This window comes from Oceaniferula marina, from assembly GCF_013391475.1.
GTDB classification, from domain to species: domain Bacteria; phylum Verrucomicrobiota; class Verrucomicrobiia; order Verrucomicrobiales; family Akkermansiaceae; genus Oceaniferula; species Oceaniferula marina.
The window spans coordinates 769,712-792,375 of the sequence record NZ_JACBAZ010000002.1 but is presented as its reverse complement, the minus strand read 5'-3'; the positions used below and the strand labels follow the sequence as shown (position 1 = coordinate 792,375).

The window sequence follows — 22,664 nt, the reverse complement described above, 5'->3', positions numbered from 1 at the left end:
CAATCCATTGTGTGCGGTAAACTTGGGAATGCTCACTCCATGCTCTTCCCCACCCCGGATACTGTCAGGACAGCAGCCTGCTCCACCGCTACTGACTCACCTTCCAGCGCAAGTAACACGCTTGCTGGCCAATCGGCACTGAAACCGATGCCCGTCCGTTTTCAATGAGAACCGTGACGTCCTGCCAACTATCTGACTGCAGAGTATAGGATAACTGCGCCGCGACGGTTCCCCCCGGAATGATGGCATGGGACAACTGAATGTGCCCATCAACAATCGATGGTCGTAGCGCTGCAGCTCCATCGGATTTATCCGTAGGATCCATACCAAAAACCCGTTCAACACCATTCGGGATACCATCCTGGTCGTAATCCTCATCAAACCTACCAATAAAATAATATTCCGAGCGAACCCACGCATCATACTCACTCAATGAAGCTTCGGTCACAGGCGTCACAGTCAACGGCTCACCATACCCAAACCAATGATCCCCCATCCTGGCGCGCAATCGTAAAACGTAATCGTTTCCAACCAGCAGGCTGCCGCCCGCAGAAGTGGCATCCAACAACACCGATGAGCAATCACCAGTATAACTCACCGGCACCGCGCTCTCAAGCACATCGCAATTCGTCACCTGCACATCATCAATGAACACCCCCAAGGGGTAAGCCGTGCCATGGTCCGCAATGGAATAACCACTGTTAGGGGTCAAGGTCGTAAACAAAAACCGAATCAATGTCTGCAGTCCTTCGGAAGGAAGGGAGACCTGTTTCAGATTAAACCTCCCATCCACACCACCATTGCCATTTCCTGAATACGTCTGCTGCGTGATCCAGGTATCACCACCATCGGTGGAAGTCTGAACCTGCAATTGGGCATTAGAGGTCATGTATCCTCTCCGCATCTGAAAACTAAGACCAGCTCCAGCCCTCGGAATCACCGAACGTTGAATCGTCATCATCTGGTCCGTTCGAGGCACGGTCTCAAAGGCCAATCGGAACGCCTTACTCCCAGTCGAATAAAAATTCGAAGCATTCCAACGAATCCCGGATATCAGGTCATATCCTCCCTCGGTACCATCAACGATCAACCCCGTGGTTCCCGCTTCAGCCCCTTCGAGCCATGTCGCCACGGTCTGGCGCGAGACATCGAGCTCATACTCTTCCACATTGGGGATGGGATCAAAATAATAACGGGCACCCGAATCAGGGGGGCTGGCGCTACCGGCGAGGTCGGGAGAGTCCAGCAAGCGGTTCGGGTTGATCATGGTCACCGTGTAGCTGTGGCTGACCACCACCGAGTTGAGCACCATGTTGGATACGGTCACATGATACACCTGGTCGTTGGTATCGGCTGAAGTCATCGATGATGCATCCGGCGTCCAGACCAAGGTATTGTCTCCATAAGTAGCCGTCCTGGAAACCACGCTTGTATTCACAACTGAACCTCCACCCGTGGTCATCGTCACCGTTGCGGATGAAAAATCGGCCCCGGGAAAACTCAACGACCAGTAATCCGTCGCCAAGGGCTCGGGAAAATAGCCGTCTGACGGCCAAGCGACAAACTGCGGGACCACACTCGAACGTAGATTTCCTGCGCAGTATAAGGCATTTGCAGAATAATAGCTGCCACCCGATGAAGAGGTCACGTCACCTGTCGCAAATTCAGCCCTTCGTGAGTATAGCAAATACCGACGGTGGGCCACATCAGCATTTACAGCCCCGGCGGCCCCTTGATCATTTTCATCCATGTAGGCGTCAATCGCCCCTGGACCGTATAAGCCAGATGCGAGGTTTGAGTAGAAGGCTCCATTACGCGCCTGCTTCGCCAGTTCGGAACTCCACCCCTGTGTCCAGGATGCAGACGGGTTGTGAGGATCATCACCCTGACTCACGCCACCACCTGGTAGATATTCACTGGTATTGCGAGAAACCATCAGGGCGGCTGCCTGAGCTGCCACTTGTTTGGTCGTAGACGCTTGGGGAATAGCTCCCGCTGGAGTTTCCCCGATAATCAGGACCGTGGATGACGGTGTCATATCCATATCGGCGCTTAAACCCGCCATCGCACGATAGTAGTTGATCCTCCGTTGCACATCCCCCTTGAAAGCCGACGATGTAGAACCTGGTGCCGCACCGGCAACCGATCCCGTCCACTGGATCCGGTCCGCATAACCCTCCGACTCCATATAAACACCATGCCAAAAAGAAACCACGTCGTTACGCGACTGCCGGTCAACGGTGAAGTCAGACGTCGTGGATTCATTGCCAACACCCGGCGTCCAGCCGTAAATGTGTCCGGTGACTCCTGCTGACAGCATCGCAGCCAACATAGTCGATGTAAGGGTAAAGCCCATCAGATCATTAAAACATTCTCATCAGGGGGGGAAAGGGACGTGAGTAATGCCCCAATCTTAATGAAATGTCAATGTCGAAACCCCTATCTAACCTTGATTTACGGGACTTCAGCAGCCCCCAAGCTCCTATTTGCAGGGCTTGGCCGAGATGCTAAAAAATACATTTTTTTGACAAAAATCTCAGCCTCGAAAAGTATTATATTTTTTACGCGACTTTATAAAAATCAAACCCCAATCGACTGATTCTAAGGGATTTACAAGGGTAGAAGCCAATCCTACACTAACCAGCTGCTGATCACTCAGCGGCAGAAAGTTCGTGTTGAATCACACTCAATCCGTACATCGTTGCGGTTTCAACCCGCATCACGATTTCACCAAAGCTAACCGGTTGAAAGCCCAATTCATAGACCGCACGGTACTCATCTTCGGAAAAATCCCCCTCAGGGCCAACCAATAAGGCAATGCTCCCTGAAACCGGATCCTCCTCAAACAACGATTTCACATGACGAGCCCGGTCTTCCAATGAGGCGACAAGCGCCAAACCAAATGACGGCCCCTGGTCCACCCATGAGGCAAAGGATAAGGGCGACTTTACCTCAGGTAAGAAATTCTGACCACACTGCTTACAAGCTTCGAGGGCGATGCGCTGCCACTTTGCTTGTTTTTTTGCCAGTGATTCCGGCCGGGCGACAGTATGGGCCGTGATCAGGGGTTGGATCACATTGACTCCGAGCTCAACCGATTTCTGTACGATCAGCTCCATATTCCCCCCCTTCGGGATGGCCTGACACAAGGTCATCGGATGGTCCGGCATCCGATGCTGAACGCGTTCAAGCAGCTTACAGGCCACCGCTCCCTTATTCACAGAGAGAATCTCACACACGGCGGAGCAGCCGTTACCGTCAAAGACTTCGATCCGGTCACCTGCCCGAGCGCGCATTACCCGACTGCAATGCTTCGCCTCTTCTCCCTGCAGAACAAGGCCGCTCTCCTGCCAGGAATCCGCTGGAAGATAATACCGGTTCATGGGGAGAATGCGTTAGAGATTGGACAGGGGTCACATATCAAAAAAGCGTTTCGCTTTTTCAAAGAATGACTCTTGGACCGGGTTGTTTTTCTCCCCGATGGATTCCGAAAAGGCTTTAAGCTTTTCTTTCTGCCCGGAATCCAGACGCGTCGGCACCTCCACATGCACCTCCACGTGTAAATCGCCCTTGCCCCCACTTCTCAAATCCTTGATGCCGCGGTTGCGCAGTCGGAAAGTCGTTCCACCCTGGGTGCCTGGAGGAATTTTAATCGATGACTTACCTTCCAAGGTTGGCACTTCCAACTCGCCACCCAAAGCCGCTGTGGCAAATGGCATGGGGACTTCGCAGAATAAATCGTCGTCCTCACGCTCAAAGATATCGTGAGCCTTGATGTGTAAAAATACATACAGATCGCCCGGCTGGCCGCCGCGCAATCCTGCATCACCATTACCGGATGAACGCAAGCGGGTTCCGTTGTCCACCCCGGCTGGGATGTTGATCTTAATCCGGGTCTTTTCATTCCGGCGACCTTCACCGTGGCAGCTGGTGCAGGGGTCCGAAATCGTTTGCCCCGCGCCGTGGCAGCTCGGGCACTCACTCTGCTGAACAAAGATACCAGCCTGGCGAGTCACCACCCCATGACCACCGCAGGTGGCACAGGTTTTACGTCCACCCCCACTCTTGGATCCTGAGCTTCCACAGCTCGAACATCCTTCGAGTTTTTCGATTTCAAGCTCCTTCTGCACTCCCTCGGCAGCCTCTTCCAGCGTGATTTCCAGATCGTAGCGAAGGTCACTCCCCGGCTGGCGGCCGGATGGATCACGCCGACGGCGCCCACCACCAAAAATATCTTCGAAACCACCGCCACCAAAGGCGCCGCCAAAGACCTGCGAGAAAATATCAGAGGCATCGTGGAAGCCACCGCCAAAGCCGCCAGCTCCGCCACCCCCATTTTCAAAGGCCGCGTGACCGTAACGATCGTAAGCAGCACGTTTATCCTCATCGCTGAGCACCTCGTAGGCCTCACCGAGTTCCTTGAACTTTTCTTCCGCCTCCTTGTCGTCCGGGTTTTTATCCGGATGAAACTTAATCGCCAACTTGCGGTAGGCCTTTTTCAGTTCCGCTGCGGAAGCATCCTTGGATGCACCAAGAACCTCATAATAGTCGCGTTTCGTAGACATGCTTTACTCGCTTTCCGTTTCAGTTTCAGCCGCCTGACCCAAGGAAACAATGACATTCGAAGGCCTCAGTAGCCGCTCTCCCATCCGATATCCCTTGCGAATCACCCGCACGATTTTTTCAGGTTCAATCTCTTCACTGGCCTCCTGGCTTAATGCTTCATGCTGCTGTGGGTCAAACTCCCCTCCGACCTCAGCCGGGATCTCCGTGACATTTTGGGAAGTGAGGAACTCAACCAATTGCTTCTGCACCATATCCATCCCCATGAACAACATCGACCCCTGTTCCTGGGCTGCAGCCTGCATCCCCATTTCAAAGTTATCCAACACGGGAAGCAACTCCTCCAACAAGCCCTGGTTTCCATAACGGACCGAGTCGAGCTTCTCGCGGGTCATGCGCTTACGGTAGTTGTCCAATTCCGCGGCGGTGCGAACAGCCTGGTCTTTCCACTTGGCAACCTCGAGCTCCAACTGCTCCCACGGGTCCAGTTCCTCCTCTTCGACAGTTTCGGTATCTTGAGCCTCTTCGCCAGCTTCTACCGCATCATCAACGACCTGCTCCTCAGCGGCGTTTTCCTCGATTTCTGTTTCTTGCTTGTCCTGCATCGGTTCCTGCATGGCGAAACTCATAGCCAGACCGACGCTTTCGTCAACAGCAAGGGTTATAAAAAAACGACATTCATGAGTCGCTCAGCCTAAGTGCCCGAGAGGCTCCGGACGGGCATCTCATTATTTATTCCTAAGGGAACGATTCCTTGGTCCGTTCTTCCCCATGAAGTGAGACGCCGAGCGGAACCGGCCGAACACTTCACTTGTTTCGCACCTTGAGCTCATCCCCCGGACCTGGTTCCGGTGGAAGATGTCCCCAACTTGGCCCTCGCGTTTAACGCGGCAGGACCAATGGCCATCTGTCAGGTTGCGAGGTGCGGAACGCACCTCGCCCAAGTAACCCGACCCCAAACCACCGACCCCAACACAATCAGACCATGAGCCTACATGCCACCCTCAGCCCGGAAACCCTGCAGCTCCTGCATGAGCAAAAACGCAACTCCACCATCACCAGTGTGATCATCGCCATCCTCAGCGTGCTCTTACTGGGAATTGGCCTCACGCTCTATTTTCTACCAGCGATCAAGAACATCCCCTCTGACGTTGTTGTCCACCACTCACCCAACGACCCAAACCCGAAAGACCCGCCGCCCACGATGCAACGCTTGTTTTCCCAGCGTCCTCCATCTTCAGCCAATCAAGTGGTTCCAAGCATCGTTGCCATGGCTCAAAACACCATCAACCTTCCGGTCCTCGAAACGCCGGCTGACATCGTTGGTCTGGCAGCAGGCACCGGTGGCGATGGTGACGGCCTCGGCCCCGGCGATGGTGACGGCGTTTTTATTCCCGGCGATCCGGACATCCCAAACATTCAACGTTGCTCGAAAGACGAACGCATGAACCTACTTAAACAATACGGAGGCAAACCTGAAACCGAAGACGTCGTGGTCCGCTCACTGAGGTGGCTCAAACAAACCCAGAACTCAGATGGATCATGGGGCGACCAACACAAAGCCGGCATGACCGGACTGGCCCTCCTCGCCTACTTGGGCCACTGCGAAACCCCTGACTCCGAAGAGTTTGGCGACTCGTGCCTGCAAGCTATCGTCTACCTGCTGAACATCGGTAGTCAAAACAACGGCCGCCTCGCCACCAATACCCGCGACAAACATTGGCCGTATGAACACGCCATCGCCACCTACGCCCTGGCAGAAGCCTACTCGTTCTCCAAACGCAGCAACTACACCATCCCCCAACACCCGGAAGTGCTCAAACTCGCCGGCGAATGGATCATCACCCACCAACATGGGTCCGGAGGATGGGACTACCAATACGATATCTCCGGCAAGCGAGGCGGAGACCTCTCGATTGCCGCCTGGCACATCCAGGCACTGAAAGCCTGCGACGCCACCGGGCTCGGATTCGATGGCATAAAATCCACCATCAAAGCCGCTCTCAACTACGTCAGCGCCCGTCAAGCAGCCAATGGGGGATTCGGCTACACCGGAACTTCCCCGGTCGGAGGAGCCGGCCACCACAGCCTGACCGGTGCCGGCTTACTCGCCTACCAGATGTGGGGCAAAGGATCTCGCTCCGAAGTTCGCAAAGGTGCACGTTACATCCTGGATAAGGCCGAACTGGATTACAACGGGCCGGAATGCGACCTCTACGCCCACTACTACCATTCCCAAGCCATGATCCAGCGCGGTGGCGACCAATGGAAACAATACAACCAACGCTTCAGCGACCAAATCCTGCTCAACCAAGCCGACGACGGATCGTGGAAAAAACCAGGAGGTGGCAGCAAACCGAGAGCTGTGGCTGCAAACTACGCCAACGACAGCAAGGAAGGGATCCACTACCGAACCTGCCTCTGCACCCTGATGCTCGAAGTTTACTACCGCTACCTTCCGGGCACCCATTAAGAAGTTTCCCAAATTGGTCGCATGACATTGGCAGGAAAACCCGTCCAGTTGCTTTTGATTTCATCATCGGAATGATCCAGTATATTCATCTCCGATGATGACAACGTCCTCCACGCCAAACCACGCTATTGCACATTCGTGTGTGCCCCTGATCCTGGCCACCCTGCTGGTCTGCTGGCTTTACCCGACCGTATCCCGAGCCGAAGCCTCAGCGGTGGAAGGCCTCGATACTCCGGTTCTGGTCTTCAAGGAAGGGGAAGCGGGGTACCCGTATTTTCGTATCCCCACCATCACCCGAAGCCAGGACGGCACATTGCTTGCTTTCGCCGAAGGGCGGTTTATCCGCGACGACCATGGACGCAATGACATCGTTTTAAAACGCAGTGCCGACGGCGGTAAAACCTGGGGGGAGCTGCAAGTCATTCACGCCGACCAATCCCTCGTAATGGTCAACCCCAGCCCGGTCACTCTGGACAGCGGGCGGATTCTCCTGTTCTACGAAACCTTTCCTCATGGATATCACGCCCGGGTCGGCAGACACCACAAAATGATGGATGACGGCTTTGGACTCCATACCCAGAAACTACTCGTTCGCGCCAGCGACGACGACGGCAAATCGTGGTCCAAAGCCGTAGAGCTACAAAAGACCTCCAGAAAAGATAAAAACATCATTTCCTCGGGCAGTCCCGCCAATGCCATCCAACTCCAAAAGGGAAAACACAAAGGCCGCATCGTCCTGCCGATGTTTCTCACCGAAAAAATCAACGATAAAAGCCGCACATGGAAAAATGCCGTGCTTTACTCTGACGACATGGCCCGCAGCTGGAAACGCTCCGCTTATGTCCCGGTAGAAACAACAGAAACAGGAAATGAATGCCTGATCGCTGAAATCGGTGACGGTCACATCCTGATGAACGCCCGTTCTCAAAAATCCAAGCACCGCCTGACCTCCATCAGCAAGGACGGCGGGGCCAGCTGGTCACCCTTTGCCTATTCCCAGGAGTTAAAAAACCGCCCGTGCAACTGCGGCCTCGTCCGGTTCCCTGTCGGCGACAGCGCATCCTTGTTTTTTTCTTACAACAACTCACTGAGTAAACGGGCCAACGGCCACATCGCCATGAGTAAGGACGACGGCACATCCTGGCCAATCAACAAACAAGTCATCCCCGGCCTCTTTGGCTACAGCCAGTTGGTCCCATGCGATGAAACGACGCTGGGAATGATCTATGAACCATTCGAAAGCGTCAAAGAAGAATGGTCGATCTACTTCCTGCGTATTCCGCTCGAATGGATGGAAAAATAAAGCGTATCAATCGTTCACTCCAAAGTCGGTTGCACCACCTCACCTCTGAGCTGGGCCTCACCTCCTTCTTTTTCATAAACCCCATAAAAATTCGATACGGAATCCAGCCACACCGTAATCCGGTGCATCTCCTCGCGACTGAGCTTCACATCGTAATGCCCGTCCTTCAAAATCCGGTAAAGCTTCGACGCCCGTGCGCCAAAGGCCCCGGGGATCGTCCGGTATCGATCACCATACGACCAAAAGGCATATTTGTGAATCAGACTATCGTAGGATTGATAGACCTTGGTTTTCTTACCTCCCAGCTGGGATAAAACCACTCTGGCATCCAGCGGAGGAGCTCCTTTCTCCTTTTCCTCAGCGTGGCACTTCACACAATGTTGATCCAAGACCGGCTGGACTAACAATGGATAACTGAAGGGATTGGTTCCGGAGACATCCGGCACGATCTCCGAGGGAGCCCGACGCAAGGCCATCACTTGTTGTCGCCGGGAGATAGCCGAATCCTTGTTCTCATGACAGCCGTGGCAGACCATCTGCTCACCCGGCTGAACCCAGGTGGAAGAACGCATTGACTGCACAGCCAAGCCATTTTCATCCAAAGCCTGAAAGTATAATTCTTTCAATGCCGGCACCTTGAAGTAGGCACTGCCGTCTTTCTCCACCGGCACGGTGCCGAGCACCTTCCTCGCCAAATTTACGGAATCCGAGGCCTCGGCAATCCTCCGACCGGTTTGATGCGGCGCCTTCCCACTCGGCACCGAACTCGGCATAATTTGATAGATCCGCAAGGCTTTGATCTTCGTTTCCTCAGGCCACGGCAACTTGCTATCGTAGACATTCATCACGGCCATGGTGCCGTGCATCGTCGGGTTCTGAGCCAGTCGCTCAGTCATCTCAGGTAACACGGGCGGCATGGATCTTGCCCTCAGAGGCATCGGGCTCAAACAAGCAATCTCCGGATCCTGGTAAAGTAAGATCTTGTTTCCAAAGGCATCCAACAAATAGATACCATAATCCCCACGCTTGTATTCCCCTCCTTGCCTTCCCCCTCCCTTACGCATCGAGGCATCATACACAACCAAATGGTATTTTTCACTGATAGGCCAAGGCGTTCCATACACCTGAGTGCCACCCTGGCTTTCGGGAAACCCGACATCCGGAGTCAAGCGCTTCACCGGAGCCATGGCATCATCGTCAGGAATCCGGGGGTCATAGAGAACCAAGGAGCCATAGGCCTGACCATGATGTGGCGCTGCCGTGCCCACAATTTTCGGCGAACCCGGAACCGCGCGCAAATCCATCTCCATATCCGCACGTTTTGATTTGATAGAGAAATTCCCGTGCATCGCCCGGGAGTTCCGGCCGTCCGGTGTCATAATCCACGGATGGTGTGCCGTGCACCCATGCCGGTCGACATAATCCCAACGCGTGTAAATAATCATGCCGTCATGGTTTACCGATGGCTGCCATTCATTGTTTTCATGAGGACTCAACACCCGGATATCCGAACCGTCCTGCTTCATGTCAAACACCGTGTAGCTGGGGCATGCTCTCCCACAACGCAGGTAGCCACCTCTGCGCTCGGAAATAAAAGCCACCCGACCATTCGGTAGCGGGCAAGGGTCAAAATCATTGAAGGTCCCATCCGTCAATTGATTCAACGAAGACAAACTCCCATCCTCTCCCAAATCCGCAGCAAACAAATGGTAGCTTCGACCCCGGTCCCAGTGCCCACGCTTGGCATGATCCAGGTGCGTGATCAAGCCCGGTTTACCCGTGCATTCCACATAGGAAAAATAAACCCGCTTGCCGTCGTAAGAAAGCTCCGGTGAAAGAAAACTACCGCCATCTAACTCCCCCCCTTTCATCCGGCCGGAATCCAGCTCCACCCCATTCAGAAGATCCCTCACCTTTGCCTGCTCCCCGAAGGGATCCGACAACACAAAGAGCCCGCCACCCGGCACAGCCTCAGCCCCATAAAACTGGTCGCACATATGATCAAACTTCGACCGATGGCGCTTGATAAACAGAACTTGATCAAAATCCAACTGGGGGTTGGAAAAGGCAATCTTGCGCCTCAAGCGATGCACCTGAGCAAAAACAGCCAAGCGCTCATCCTTGTCCTTCACACTCACCTCCTTACCGCGGGACTTCAAAGCACCCAGCGAGCGGGCCATCCCCTCCAAATCAGGAGAGCCTTCCATTTCGCGGATATCATCCAGTAACACTTGGGTGCGCCTCAGAATCACATCCAGAGGGTCGCGGTCACTGGTCTCGATCATCGCCGACGGATGATACACTTCATCACGATAGCGCTCCATTTTCTCCCGCTTGGCAATATCTGCAGACAGCACCGCATACTGGTTCTTGATCTCCTGATCATCCACCGCCCCATTCAGTGACTGGGCGATCACAGCGATAAGCCCTCCCCATTTCAAACAAGTATGCAATAACTTCATCTCATATTTTGAATATTCACGGGGGTCAGGTGAACGAAGCTCCATTCACCCATGTAACCTAGAACGCAATCCTCAGCCGAGGTGTTTCATTTATTTTTACCCGGTTTCGTTTTAAGCCACCGACAAACACAGGAAGAATCCAGACTTGAAACTTCCCGTTCGAGCAGACAGGTTCCCCGCATGAGCACTGAGCACATTGATGTCCGCTACATCGCGGACCTGGCACGGATCGAACTGAGCGACGAGGAATGCAGCACCTTCCAGGGGCAGCTTGAAGCTATTCTCGGCTACGTTGAAACGCTCAAGGATGTCGATGTTGAAGGCATCGAGCCCACGGCTCACGCATCCCCGGTTTTCGACCGTCTGCGCCAGGATGCTTCGCGTCCGGGACTCAATCAAGCCGACCTACTCCGCAATGCCCCGGACTCCGCACTCGGCCAGATCCGGGTCCCCAAAGTCGTCGACCCCTCCTGATCCAAGGTCTTCCACTTCCCATTCTTCTATCTTCCATCTTCAAGTCTTCCATCTTTTCCACCATGTCCCTAGCCACCGAAAGCATCACCAGCCTGCGGGCCAAACTGACCAGCAGAGAGATCCAACCCGGCGACATTCTCGACGCACTGGCCAGCTCCATCGACCAGAAAAACGACAGCGTTGGAGCCTACCTGTCCTACGATCTGGAGTCGGCCAAACAGGAAGCCAACACCGCAGATTTGAGTAAACCGCTCGGCGGCATCCCCATCGCCATCAAAGACAATATCAATGTCAAAGGTCTGCCAACAACCTGCGCATCCAAGTTTCTCGATGGGGCCTACACTTCCCCCTACGATGCCACCGTCATCCGCAAGCTGCGCGACGCCGGAGCCATCCCCTTCGGCCGTGCCAACATGGATGAATTTGCCATGGGCTCCACCACGGAGAACTCCGCATTGGGAACGACCACCAACCCGCACGACCCGGCCCGCACTCCTGGAGGATCCTCCGGAGGGTCCGCCGCCGCCGTGGCCTCGGATACCGCCATCGCCGCACTTGGCTCCGATACCGGCGGATCCATCCGCCAACCGGCAAGCCACTGCGGAGTCGTCGGACTGAAACCATCCTACGGACGTGTTTCCCGGTACGGGCTGGTTGCCTTCGCCTCCTCGCTCGACCAAATTGGACCACTCAGCAAATCGGTCGAAGATGCCGCCCTCGTCCTCAATGCCATTTCCGGTTACGACACCGCCGATTCCACCTGCCTGAACGAAGAGGTCCCCGATTTCACCCAGGGGCTCAACGACGGGGTCAAGGGCATGAAACTTGGCCTACCCAAAGAATATTTCGGGGAAGGCATCGACCCCGCCGTGCGCCAAAAGATCGACCAAGCGATCAGTGGACTGGAAGCCCAAGGAGCCGAACTCGTTGAAATCTCCCTGCCTCACACCGCCTACAACGTGGCCACCTACTACATCATCGCCCCGGCGGAAGCATCCTCCAATCTTTCCCGATTCGACGGAGTACGCTACGGCAACCGGGTGGAGAAACCCGAGGACATCCTCGACCTTTACCGACGCAGCCGCGAGGGTGGATTCGGACCCGAAGTCAAACGACGGATCATCCTCGGCACCTACGTTCTTTCGTCGGGTTATTACGACGCCTACTACAACCGTGCCCAAAAAGTCCGCACCCTGATCCGCAAGGACTTCCAGGACGCCTACCAGAACGTCGATGCCATTCTCTCTCCGGTCACCCCTTCAGCGGCCCCACTTCTCGGAGCCGACAAGGATGATCCCCTGCAGCAGTACCTGGCCGATATCTACACCCTCTCCGCCAACCTTGCAGGAATCTGCGGCATCAGCGTGCCCTGCGGCAAGGTTGCATCAGACAATGGAACCCAGCTCCCCGTCGGCCTTCAGATTCTCGGCCCCCACATGGGTGAACAAAACATCCTCAGAGTTGCCCGGGCTGCGGAGCAGCAGGCTTAACCAAGCCCCAAGAAAGCAATAAGTCCCATGGGATGCATGGGACTTACGCTTCATCGTCATCGGCGCCAACATAAGTATGGGGCCCAGTCAGGAAGGGTGACGGTCACTTGTTAAATACAAGCCGCCCGTCAGCCAATTCAGCCTGAATGACATCTCCATCCTGGAACTTACCCTCCAGCACTTCCAGACTGAGGGGGTCGAGCAAGTATTTTTGGATCGCACGCTTGAGCGGGCGGGCACCGTAGACCGGGTCATACCCTTGTTCGGCAATAAAGTCCTTCACTTCTGAGGAAAGAGCCAAACCAATCCCCTGCTTGGCAAGGCGTCGCCGAACCCGCTCTAACTGAAGACCGACAATCTCCGTCAATTCTTCACGCTTCAGCCGGTCAAAGATCACGGTTTCGTCGATCCGATTCAAAAACTCAGGTCGGAAGTGACCGCGCAGGGCTCCCATCACTTTGGCTTCGCGCTGTTCGGCATTCTCTTCATCCATGATGAACTGACTACCGATGTTCGAAGTCATAATGAGAACCGTGTTACGGAAATCCACCGTGCGCCCCTGCCCATCGGTAATACGACCATCGTCAAGTACCTGCAGCAGCACGTTAAAGACATCCGAGTGCGCTTTTTCAATCTCGTCAAACAGCACCACGGAATACGGATGCCTCCGGACGTGTTCACTGAGTTGACCACCTTCCTCATAACCAACGTATCCAGGGGGGGCTCCGATCAGCCGGGCAACGCTGTGCTTTTCCATATACTCGGACATATCGATGCGCACCATCGAATGCTCATCATCAAAGAGGAACTCGGCAAGCGCCTTCGACAGTTCGGTTTTACCGACACCAGTCGGCCCGAGGAATAAAAACGAACCAATCGGCCGGTTTTCATCCTGAAGTCCGGCGCGCGCACGACGCACCGCATTGGATACCGCCTCGATCGCTTCCGTTTGACCAATGACGCGTTCTCCGATCCGACTTTCCATCTTGACCAGTTTTTCACGTTCTCCTTCTTGCAAACGGCTCACGGGAATATGGGTCCAGGTGGAGATCACATGGGCAATATCCTCCTCGGTCACTTCCTCTTTGAGAATACGATCCGCTCCCTGAAGCTGAGCCAATTTTTCCTGAGCTTGCTCGAGTTCCTTTGCTGCATCCGGGAGGCTGCCATAGGTAATCTCGGAGGCCCGATTCAAGTCGCCAATCCGTTTGGCCTGCTCGGCCTCGGTTTTCAGATCTTCAATTTTTTCCTGAGCTTCACGCACCACATCGATAACATCTTTTTCGTTACGCCAACGCGCCATCAGGGTAGCGGACTCCTCTTTGAGGTTTGCCATTTCTTCTCGCACTTTTTCTAAGCGAGCAGCACTAGCGTCATCACTTTCCTTCTCTAACGCCTGACGCTCCATCTCTAACTGCATCACCTGACGCTCAATCTGGTCGATCTCAGTCGGCATCGAATCCAACTCAATTTTCAAACGGGAGGCGGCCTCATCCATCAAGTCCACAGCCTTATCCGGCAAAAACCGATCGGTGATATAACGATCACTCAAATTCGCAGCGGCAACAATCGCGCCATCGGTAATGCGTACTCCATGATGCACTTCATAGCGATCTTTGAGTCCACGCAGAATCGCAATCGTACTTTCCACACTCGGCTCATCACAACGAACCGGTTGGAAACGCCGCTCCAAAGCAGCATCTTTTTCGATGTACTTCCGGTATTCATCCAGCGTTGTTGCCCCGATAGTGTGCAGCTCGCCCCGGGCAAGTTGGGGTTTGAGTAGATTCGAAGCATCCACCGCGCCCTCACTGGCTCCGGCACCCACAATCGTATGTAACTCATCGATAAAGAGAATGATTTCCCCCTCCGATTCAGTCACCTCTTTAAGGAAGGCTTTCAAACGATCCTCAAACTCACCGCGGTACTTCGCTCCGGCAATCATCCCCCCCAAGTCCATCGCAATCAGACGCTTGTTTTTCATCGAATCCGGCACATCCCCGCTGATGATTCGGCGGGCCAACCCCTCGACAATGGCCGTTTTCCCCGTCCCCGGTTCACCAATAAGCACCGGGTTGTTTTTCGTCCGCCGGGACAACACCTGCATGATCCTGCGAATCTCCTCATCGCGACCAATCACCGGGTCGATTTTTCCTTCACGCGCCCTAGCCGTTAGATCGGTCCCGTATTTCTCCAAGGTCTGGTATTTGCCCTCTGGATCCTGATCCGTCACTTTCTGACTACCGCGAATTTCCTTCAACGCCTCATCCGCCTTCTTCCGGTCCAGGCCGGCTTGCACCAGCAGTTTCCCTGCCGGTGAATCCGAATCCAAAACACCCAGAATAAAATGCTCCACACTCAGAAAATCATCCCCGAGTTTTTCGCGTATCTGGTCGGCAGCATCAAGACTCTGACGCAATCCGTAACTAATCTGCGGCTGCGAGGCTGCCCCCTGAACCCTCGGTTCACGCTCCAACTCCGTTACCGCCGAAGCTTTTAATCGTGTCACATCCGCACCTGCCTTCTCCAACAAAGGCACCACAATGCCCCCGTCCTGCTGCAACAGCGCCAATAAAACATGCAGGCTCTTCAACTCCGCATGTGACGAACGCGATGCCAACTGCTGCGCAGCCTGCAACGCTTCCTGAAATTTGTTGGTTAATTTATCTAGTCCCATCGTTCTGTTTGTTTTTGTTTTAAAAATGTGGTGTCCAGTCCGCAATATGCGCGACTCCTTTTGCTTCTTTCTATCTCATAAGACGGAATCATAGCAAGTATTTGTTCAAATATTTTTGTATTATTTTGCTGCTATGATTTTTCTAATGCTAAGACCTTGGCATAGCCATCCGATAGAACTCTCAGCCATATCATCTGCATTTCAAGTGAATCATTGACCGTGTGCCACTCCCCACTCCGTTTTGCATGATTGACTAATGCAGGTGGATCAGTGATGACTATCAACGCATGAAAGCAAAAAACGCCAACTCCCCATCGGACGATTCAGCTGAAGATCTCCCGAATCCATCTGCGGCCGATGGCAAAAAGGTATCGAAGCGATCGAAACGCAAAGCGAAAAAACGAGGTCGTTTCCGTGGCAGAAAATTCGCCCTGTTCATGCTGTTGGCACACATCCTCGGAGTGACTTCCTCCTTTCACGCCCTGATGAGCACGCGAACCTCCCAAGGAGCCATTGCCTGGATTGTCTCTCTCAATGCCATCCCGGTGGTGGCGGTCCCCGCCTACTGGGTATTTGGCCGGGATAAGTTCCAAGGTTACATCAGCCTGCGGCAGCAGCTCTCTCTGGAATTCCAAGATGAAGCGACTGATCTCAGGGATAAAATGACTCCTTACGTTCAACAATTCGAAGACCGGAACGGGGTCTTTCATGCTGCCAGTACGGTCGTCCACGCTCCCTTCTTCAACAGCAATAACGCCGAACTCCTGATCAACGGAAACGCCACCTTCGAAAGCATCCTCGATGGCATCGACCAAGCGGAAGACTACATCCTCATTCAATTCTACATCATCCGCGACGATGACCTCGGTCGCAAACTCCAACAAAAACTCATCGATAAAGCAAAAGCCGGCGTGCGAGTCTATGTGTTGTACGACGAAATCGGATCCGGCAATATCGATGACTACACCAGTAAACTGAAACAAGCCGGAGTCGAAGTCAGCGCCTTTCATTCGACACGCGGCGGAGGGAACCGCTTCCAACTCAATTTCCGCAACCACCGGAAAATTGTGGTCGTCGATGGGAAGACCGGGTGGGTCGGAGGCCACAACGTCGGTGATGAATATCTCGGCAAGGATCCCAAGTACCCCAACTGGCGCGACACCCACATGAAAATCACCGGACCATCAAGCTTGCAGCTCCAAATGACATTCGTCGAAGACTGGAACTGGGCCACCGATGAGCACCTATCCCTGTCGTGGAACCCGGTTCCCGCAGAAACTGGCAATGCCAGCATCCTGATTTTATCCACCGGGCCGGCAGACCGACTCGAAACCTGCAGCCTGATGTATCAACAAGCGATTCATTCGGCTCGCAAGCGCATTTGGATTGCCAGCCCGTATTTCGTCCCGGACGAAGGTGTGATGTCTGCACTGCATCTCGCGGCCCTGCGGGGCGTGGATGTCAAAATCATCATCCCGGAGGAACCGGATAACCAACTCGTTTACTACTCGGTCTACGCCTTCATTGGGGAGCTCATCGAATCAGGTGTCGAGATCCACCGCTACCAGCCTGGATTTCTTCACCAAAAGGTATTCCTCGTCGATGACCGGATGGCCGGTGTTGGAACAGCGAACTTCGACAACCGCTCGTTTCGCCTCAACTTCGAGGTCACCGCACTCATCGCAGATGATACCTTCGTCTCAGAAGTCGAAACCATGCTGCGCGATGACTTTGCCAACTCACGACTCATGAATCAGGCCGACGTCACCAACAAACCCGCTTGGTTCAAAGTGCTCTCCCGAGCATCTTACCTAACCGCCCCCGTGCAATAATATGCCACTCCACCCGAACATCATCATCCACACCATGAGCCATCCCTGTTTTCTGCCGATCTTCAGCTGTCTGATTCTTTTTTTCGGTCCCTCATGCCAAAAAGGAAAATCCGAGGCCCTCGCCAGCAACCCGGAACCTCCGGCGGAGCATGCCCGGGACGCCAAAATCATCCACACCTATGTCGCCCTCTGCGATAATAAATCCCAGGGCATCGCTCCAGTCCCTGAAAAAATTGGCAACGGCGATGACCCGGCCAACAACCTCTACTGGGGGTGCTCGGATGGATCCCGCTCCTACTTCGAAAAAAGTAAACGATGGAAACGCCTGTCCGCTGGAAAGGTGGATGGCCAACAAGCCATCATGCAGCGTCTGGTCTTCCAGCACCAAGAAACACGGGCTATCCTGGTGATCGACGCCTGGCGCGGATCCACCATCGAACCCTGCATCGAGCAATTCATCCAAAGCATCGCCGGACAGCACTACGAAAGCCTCACCGTAAATGACGCCAAAGGAAGCCACACCATCAATATCGGAGGAGGTGCGGATTTCCTCTGCTTCATCGGCCACAACGGGCTGATGGAATTCAGCGTTCCCGCACTGCCCGCCAACCCGAAACGCAAACAACAAGGAGATGTCGCCATTCTCTGCTGCCAGAGCGATCGCTTCTTTCAAAAACATCTCGGCGAGGGAAAACACCATGCCGTCCTGACAACCGCGTCCAATATGTATCCTGGGGCCTTTATCCTACATGACACCCTCGAAGGCTGGTTCAAAGGGGAATCCCGACAACAACTGCGTCAACGGGCAGCCAAAGCGTACGCAAAAAACCAAAAGATCAGTACCAAATCGGCCCTCACCGTCTTCAGCAAATGAACAAAGCAAGCCCCATCCACCCTGACTCAGCCGCCATCCACTGAGATTCAATAAACTTCAACCTTGCAAGAAATCGGTCACCCCCTTAAGTGATTTGCATGTCCACGGCACTTCCCACCAGGCCCAGGAGTCTGAACCAACGCAGCCAAATCGTGATTGTCGCCTCTACCTACAATGAGGAATTCACGGATGCATTGGTCGAAAACTGCAAGCAAGAGCTTGAAGAACTCATGCCAAACAGCCTGACCAACATCATCCGGGTCCCCGGTGCCTACGAAGTCCCGGTCACCGTGGAAGCCCTGATCCAGCAAAACAAACCGGAATGCGTCATCACCCTCGGACTGATCATCCGCGGCCAAACCGCACATGGTGACCTCGTCGCCGAAAGTGTCACCAATGCGCTCCAAGAGATCGCGGTCCGCAACACCGTGCCCGTCATCCACGAGGTGGTTCTCGTCGACGACGACAAACAAGCTTACGCCCGCTGCATCGGCAGCAAACTTAACCGAGGTCGCGAAGCCGCCCGCGCCGCCACCTCGATTCTCGACACCTTTAATCAATTCAAACGCTCCACTGGTCGCGTTTTCCCAAGCAATGCATAAACGGCGCGACATCCGCGAATCCGCGGTTCAATTTCTCTATTTTTCTGATCTGGAAGGAGCGGCCGACCCCTCCGCCATGCAGGATACCTTCTGGGAGATCATTCAGGAGAACTCCCTGCGTAAACTCAACCAGGCCAAGGCCAAAGCCATTCTGCATATCGCCCAAGGGCGGGAAAGCCGAATGGCCAAGCTCAGTGAGCGCGTACCACTGGCCCAAGCCGAGATCAAAGCCACAGGCAACCTGAGCCCACTCAGCACCAGCCTGCGCAGTCTGCTCCGAGAGGAAAGCAAACTGAATGCCGCACTCGATCTGCTCAGATCAGCCATGCAGAGCAAGACCGGTGAAGAGCTGATCCCCCAACGCCTCAGCGAAGTATTCACCGCCAACCACGTCGTTCAGGACTCACGCAGAACCTGGCAGCTCAGCTTGGAGGATTATCCCGCTTGGAGATCTAAACTCGAAGCCATCACAGCTGCGGTCAGCCACCTCGAGCGCATCTCGAAGCGCTTCGACGCCATCGAACGCCTGGAGACCACGGAAACACCGGAACCGGGAACGGAACACCTTCACTCGAGCAGTCAGGAAATCACGCAGTTCCGTCAGCAAACCGAATCCTTGGTCCAAGGGGTTCTGACAAACAAAGAGAACCTGGACGAACAGCTTTCCAAGATTGTCGAAAACTACTCCCCGGACCGGGTCGACCCCGTCGACCGTGCCATCCTTCGTATCGGAGCCTACGAAATCCTGCTCTGCGACGATATCCCGCGCGCCGTCAGTATCAACGAAGCCATCGAAATTGCCAAACGCTTCGGCACCACCGAATCATCGCGATTCATCAACGGCATCCTTGACGCACTGTAAGACGCGCCACTTCCCCATCACCACTTGGGAAAGATGGCGTGAAGATATGTTTGCTCTGCAAGCTTAGGGCTTGCAGGCCGTAATGGTAAGTGATTGGATCACCCAAGACCTGCTAGTCATCGGCATTATGAGCAATAAAATTGAAATCCTAGGCAAAAACAACATCCCGGAGCAAGGAGCCCTCGTCATCCCCGGACGACTGGATTTCAATGAAATGCTTCACCTTGAGCAACTCTTTGCCAAGCGCCCGATCACCTGGCTCTGCGAAGAAAAGGTCAAATTGGAACCCGCCGTCGAAAGCTTCCTCGACCGCGAGGGCACCAATGCCATCGCCTTCGATGCCACCGATGCCGACCCCGCAAGTATTGGAGCCACCTTACGCCAACACCTGAGTGGCGGCGGCATCATCATCTTCTTTCCTGGCTACGTATCAGCCCACACTGCGGAATGCTGCCACATCCCCGGACCAACCATCCGCCAACTCTGTGCCCTTGGACTCCCCGTCCTACCCCTCTCTGCCAGTAAACCCAGGGAGATCGCCCTCTCCTCAGATAATGCCAACCGCCTTCCCGAATCCGTTTTCACCTTCGCCCCTCTGATCCCTGAAGACAAAATCTCGGTGGCGTCCTGGCGTCAGGCCCTGCTCGAAGCGGAAGAAGAAGCCTTTGCCTCCCGATCCTTCCTCCAGGAATCCCTGCCAGTCTCCCTGATAGCAGGACTCAAAAAACACGGCTCATCCAATTCACTCTACGACGGAACCGATGACTCCGAACTGAGCTTCGACAAACTGCTAGCGGTTGCGATTGTCTTTGCCCAGGAGATCAAAGAGCTCACCAGTAAAAAACGCGTCGGCGTCATCCTGCCACCTGGCAAGGGAGGCACCCTCGCCAACCTCGCCGTGCTCTTGGCTGGCAAGATCCCGGTCAATATCAACTTCACCGCCAGCCATAAGGCCGTGCAATCCTCGATCCGCCAAGCCGACGTCGACCGCTTTATCACTGCCGATCCCTTTGTCCGTAAAGTGGCCTCCTTCCCATGGCCCCCGAACCGTGACCTGATTTTCATCGAACGCACACTCCCGCATTTGCAAAAACGCATTAAACGCTGGTTCATCCTCTGTAAAATCCTCCCTACCCCGATGATTGCCAAAATCCTGGGGCTCGGAAAATCGAGAGGCGACGACGAAGCGGTCCTGCTGTTCACCTCCGGATCATCCGGAGAACCCAAGGGCGTGCCCCTCTCTCACCGCAACCTACTGGCCAACGTCTGTCAGTTTGGCAGCCGCATCAATCTCAGTCATGAGTCCCGCCTACTCGGCTGCCTGCCCCTATTCCACTCGTTTGGCATCACGGCCACCATGCTCTACCCCTGCCTCGAAGGCCTGAATCTGGTGACTTACCCGAACCCGCTGGAAACCAAACGCCTCGCCGAACTCATCAAGATCCACCAGGTGACGGCCCTCATCGCCACCCCCACTTTCTTGCGCGGCTACATGCGCCGCGTCGCCCCCGAGCAACTTTCCAGCCTGCAGTACTGCGTCACCGGAGCGGAAAAGCTCCCCCAGTCACTCGCCGAGGCTTTCAAGGAAAAATTCGGGATCGACGTGCTCGAAGGGTTTGGCCTAACCGAAACCTCACCGGCCACCAACATCAACTTACCCGAACTTCCTGCCCATGGTGACGCCCCGGTGATTTCATCCCACCGCCGCGGCTCGGTAGGCAAACTCCTGCCTGGAATTGCCGTGCGAATGACCAATCCTGCCACCGACCAAGCAAGCCCAATCTCTGAGCAAGGCAGCATCTGGCTGCGCGGGGCGAATGTCTTTTCCGGCTACCTCAATAACCAAGAAAAAACCGCAGAAATCTTCGAGGACCAATGGTTCAATACCGGCGACGTCGGCCGGGTCGATGACGACGGCTTTCTGATCATCGAAGGGCGCTTGTCCCGATTCTCCAAAATTGCCGGCGAAATGGTTCCCCACGAAACCGTGGAAGCCACCATCACCCAAACACTCGGACTCGATAAAGAAACCGAACGCAAAATCGCCGTTGTCGGCATCCCGGACGAGCAAAAAGGAGAAGCCATCGCCCTGCTCACCACCGTCTGCGGAGAAACCCGGGATCAGGAATGCATTGCCCTGCGCTACCAACTCATGGATCAGGGAATCCCCAGCCTCTGGTGCCCCAAGCTCTTCATCCCCGTCGATGAAATCCCCATCCTTGCCTCAGGAAAACTGGACCTCAAGGCCTGCAAAGAACTCGCCGAAAACTTCATTGCCTAAGCTCCCCAACCTCCCCCCTAACACCAACCGACACATTTCCATGCGCCCCCTCGCTCTGTTATTGCTTTCCTGCCTGCCACTTCTGGCCCAGATACCCAAAAACTGTAGTCAGGTTGTAGTCGGCATCGCCGAAAATTGGAACAGTACAAACGCCACGCTCACACTCTATCAGAAACACGGACGCTCATGGAAAAACCAAGGGCAAAGCTGGCAGACACGACTCGGAAAAAAAGGACTGGCATGGGGGCGCGGACTGCACCGCACGCCGGAGTCGAAGGCCCCAGCCAAACGTGAAGGTGACTGGAAGGCTCCCGCAGGAGTCTTCAAAATCGGTGGAGCATATGGCTATGCAGCCAAGGTTCAACACCACCCCAAACTCCCGTACCGCCAAATCACCACCAGCGACCTCTGGGTGGAAGACCGGAACTCCCCCCACTACAACCGGCACATCATCCTCAACCATCCTGCATCCACCGCCTGGGAGAAAAAAGCCCAGATGCGGCAAAACGACCACGCCCACTCACTCAAGCTCTACATCGCCCACAACGATGCCATGCTCGGCGGCAAAGCCATCCCCGGACTGGGCAGCGCCATCTTCTTCCATATCTGGCGGAGCAACGGCACCCGCCCAACCGCAGGCTGCACCACCATGCAGGAAAACAAACTCAAACAACTCATCGCCAACATCGATCCCGCCAAAAACCCGGTCTACGTCCTGCTGCCCAAAGCCGAGTACCAGCAGCTCAAAAAACAGTGGAAACTGCCATAGGT

16 protein-coding genes are annotated in these 22,664 nt (G+C 54.7%); 10 read left to right on the top strand and 6 right to left on the bottom strand.

Annotated features, from left to right (window positions below; genetic code table 11):
- Window positions 1–88 precede the first annotated feature (88 nt).
- The 4 genes from HW115_RS07615 to grpE all read right to left on the bottom strand — a co-directional run bounded on the left by HW115_RS07615 (window position 89) and on the right by grpE (window position 5,192).
- On the bottom strand, window positions 89–2,356 hold the full coding sequence (locus tag HW115_RS07615) for a hypothetical protein (RefSeq protein WP_178931988.1): 2,268 nt from the start codon (window positions 2,354–2,356) through the stop codon (window positions 89–91).
- 295 nt (window positions 2,357–2,651) lie between these two features.
- Window positions 2,652–3,383: an RsmE family RNA methyltransferase gene (locus tag HW115_RS07610; protein ID WP_178931987.1), complete on the bottom strand. Its 732-nt coding sequence runs from the start codon at window positions 3,381–3,383 to the stop codon at window positions 2,652–2,654.
- A 30-nt stretch (window positions 3,384–3,413) separates the two neighbouring features.
- Complete coding sequence (dnaJ, locus tag HW115_RS07605) at window positions 3,414–4,565, bottom strand: molecular chaperone DnaJ (RefSeq protein WP_178931986.1); 1,152 nt, start codon at window positions 4,563–4,565, stop codon at window positions 3,414–3,416.
- A gap of 3 nt (window positions 4,566–4,568) precedes the next feature.
- Entirely contained in the window at window positions 4,569–5,192 is a 624-nt protein-coding gene (gene grpE, locus HW115_RS07600; protein WP_227021339.1) for a nucleotide exchange factor GrpE, read from the bottom strand.
- Between the two features lie 356 nt (window positions 5,193–5,548).
- Between grpE and HW115_RS07595 the strand changes: the two genes are divergently transcribed.
- Both HW115_RS07595 and HW115_RS07590 read left to right on the top strand, forming a co-directional pair.
- Entirely contained in the window at window positions 5,549–7,036 is a 1,488-nt protein-coding gene (locus tag HW115_RS07595; protein WP_178931984.1) for a prenyltransferase/squalene oxidase repeat-containing protein, read from the top strand.
- 94 nt (window positions 7,037–7,130) lie between these two features.
- Window positions 7,131–8,339, top strand: coding sequence for a sialidase family protein (locus HW115_RS07590; protein WP_178931983.1), 1,209 nt, complete (start codon window positions 7,131–7,133; stop codon window positions 8,337–8,339).
- A 14-nt stretch (window positions 8,340–8,353) separates the two neighbouring features.
- Here HW115_RS07590 and HW115_RS07585 read toward each other — a convergent pair whose 3' ends face one another.
- Entirely contained in the window at window positions 8,354–10,801 is a 2,448-nt protein-coding gene (locus HW115_RS07585; protein WP_178931982.1) for an HzsA-related protein, read from the bottom strand.
- Between the two features lie 180 nt (window positions 10,802–10,981).
- Here HW115_RS07585 and gatC point away from each other — a divergent pair, with 180 nt between their 5' ends.
- Window positions 10,982–11,275, top strand: a complete 294-nt coding sequence (gene gatC, locus HW115_RS07580; RefSeq protein ID WP_178931981.1) for an Asp-tRNA(Asn)/Glu-tRNA(Gln) amidotransferase subunit GatC — start codon at window positions 10,982–10,984, stop codon at window positions 11,273–11,275.
- A gap of 62 nt (window positions 11,276–11,337) precedes the next feature.
- Window positions 11,338–12,765: an Asp-tRNA(Asn)/Glu-tRNA(Gln) amidotransferase subunit GatA gene (gene gatA / locus HW115_RS07575; RefSeq protein ID WP_178931980.1), complete on the top strand. Its 1,428-nt coding sequence runs from the start codon at window positions 11,338–11,340 to the stop codon at window positions 12,763–12,765.
- Between the two features lie 103 nt (window positions 12,766–12,868).
- On the opposite strand, the gene clpB is transcribed toward gatA, so the two are convergent.
- Window positions 12,869–15,442, bottom strand: coding sequence for an ATP-dependent chaperone ClpB (gene clpB, locus HW115_RS07570; RefSeq protein ID WP_178931979.1), 2,574 nt, complete (start codon window positions 15,440–15,442; stop codon window positions 12,869–12,871).
- Between the two features lie 437 nt (window positions 15,443–15,879).
- Between clpB and cls the strand changes: the two genes are divergently transcribed.
- From cls to HW115_RS07540, 6 genes are all read left to right on the top strand, one after another.
- Complete coding sequence (gene cls / locus HW115_RS07565) at window positions 15,880–17,274, top strand: cardiolipin synthase (protein ID WP_425498137.1); 1,395 nt, start codon at window positions 15,880–15,882, stop codon at window positions 17,272–17,274.
- A 1-nt stretch (window position 17,275) separates the two neighbouring features.
- On the top strand, window positions 17,276–18,148 hold the full coding sequence (locus HW115_RS07560) for a hypothetical protein (RefSeq protein ID WP_178931977.1): 873 nt from the start codon (window positions 17,276–17,278) through the stop codon (window positions 18,146–18,148).
- A 98-nt stretch (window positions 18,149–18,246) separates the two neighbouring features.
- Entirely contained in the window at window positions 18,247–18,750 is a 504-nt protein-coding gene (gene ribH / locus HW115_RS07555) for a 6,7-dimethyl-8-ribityllumazine synthase (protein ID WP_178931976.1), read from the top strand.
- Window positions 18,743–19,612, top strand: a complete 870-nt coding sequence (nusB, locus tag HW115_RS07550) for a transcription antitermination factor NusB (protein WP_178931975.1) — start codon at window positions 18,743–18,745, stop codon at window positions 19,610–19,612. The genes ribH and nusB overlap by 8 nt, the downstream gene beginning before the upstream one ends.
- A 127-nt stretch (window positions 19,613–19,739) precedes the next feature.
- Entirely contained in the window at window positions 19,740–21,893 is a 2,154-nt protein-coding gene (locus HW115_RS07545; protein ID WP_178931974.1) for an AMP-binding protein, read from the top strand.
- On the top strand, window positions 21,817–22,662 hold the full coding sequence (locus HW115_RS07540) for a L,D-transpeptidase family protein (RefSeq protein ID WP_227021338.1): 846 nt from the start codon (window positions 21,817–21,819) through the stop codon (window positions 22,660–22,662). The genes HW115_RS07545 and HW115_RS07540 overlap by 77 nt, the downstream gene beginning before the upstream one ends.
- Window positions 22,663–22,664 lie beyond the last annotated feature (2 nt).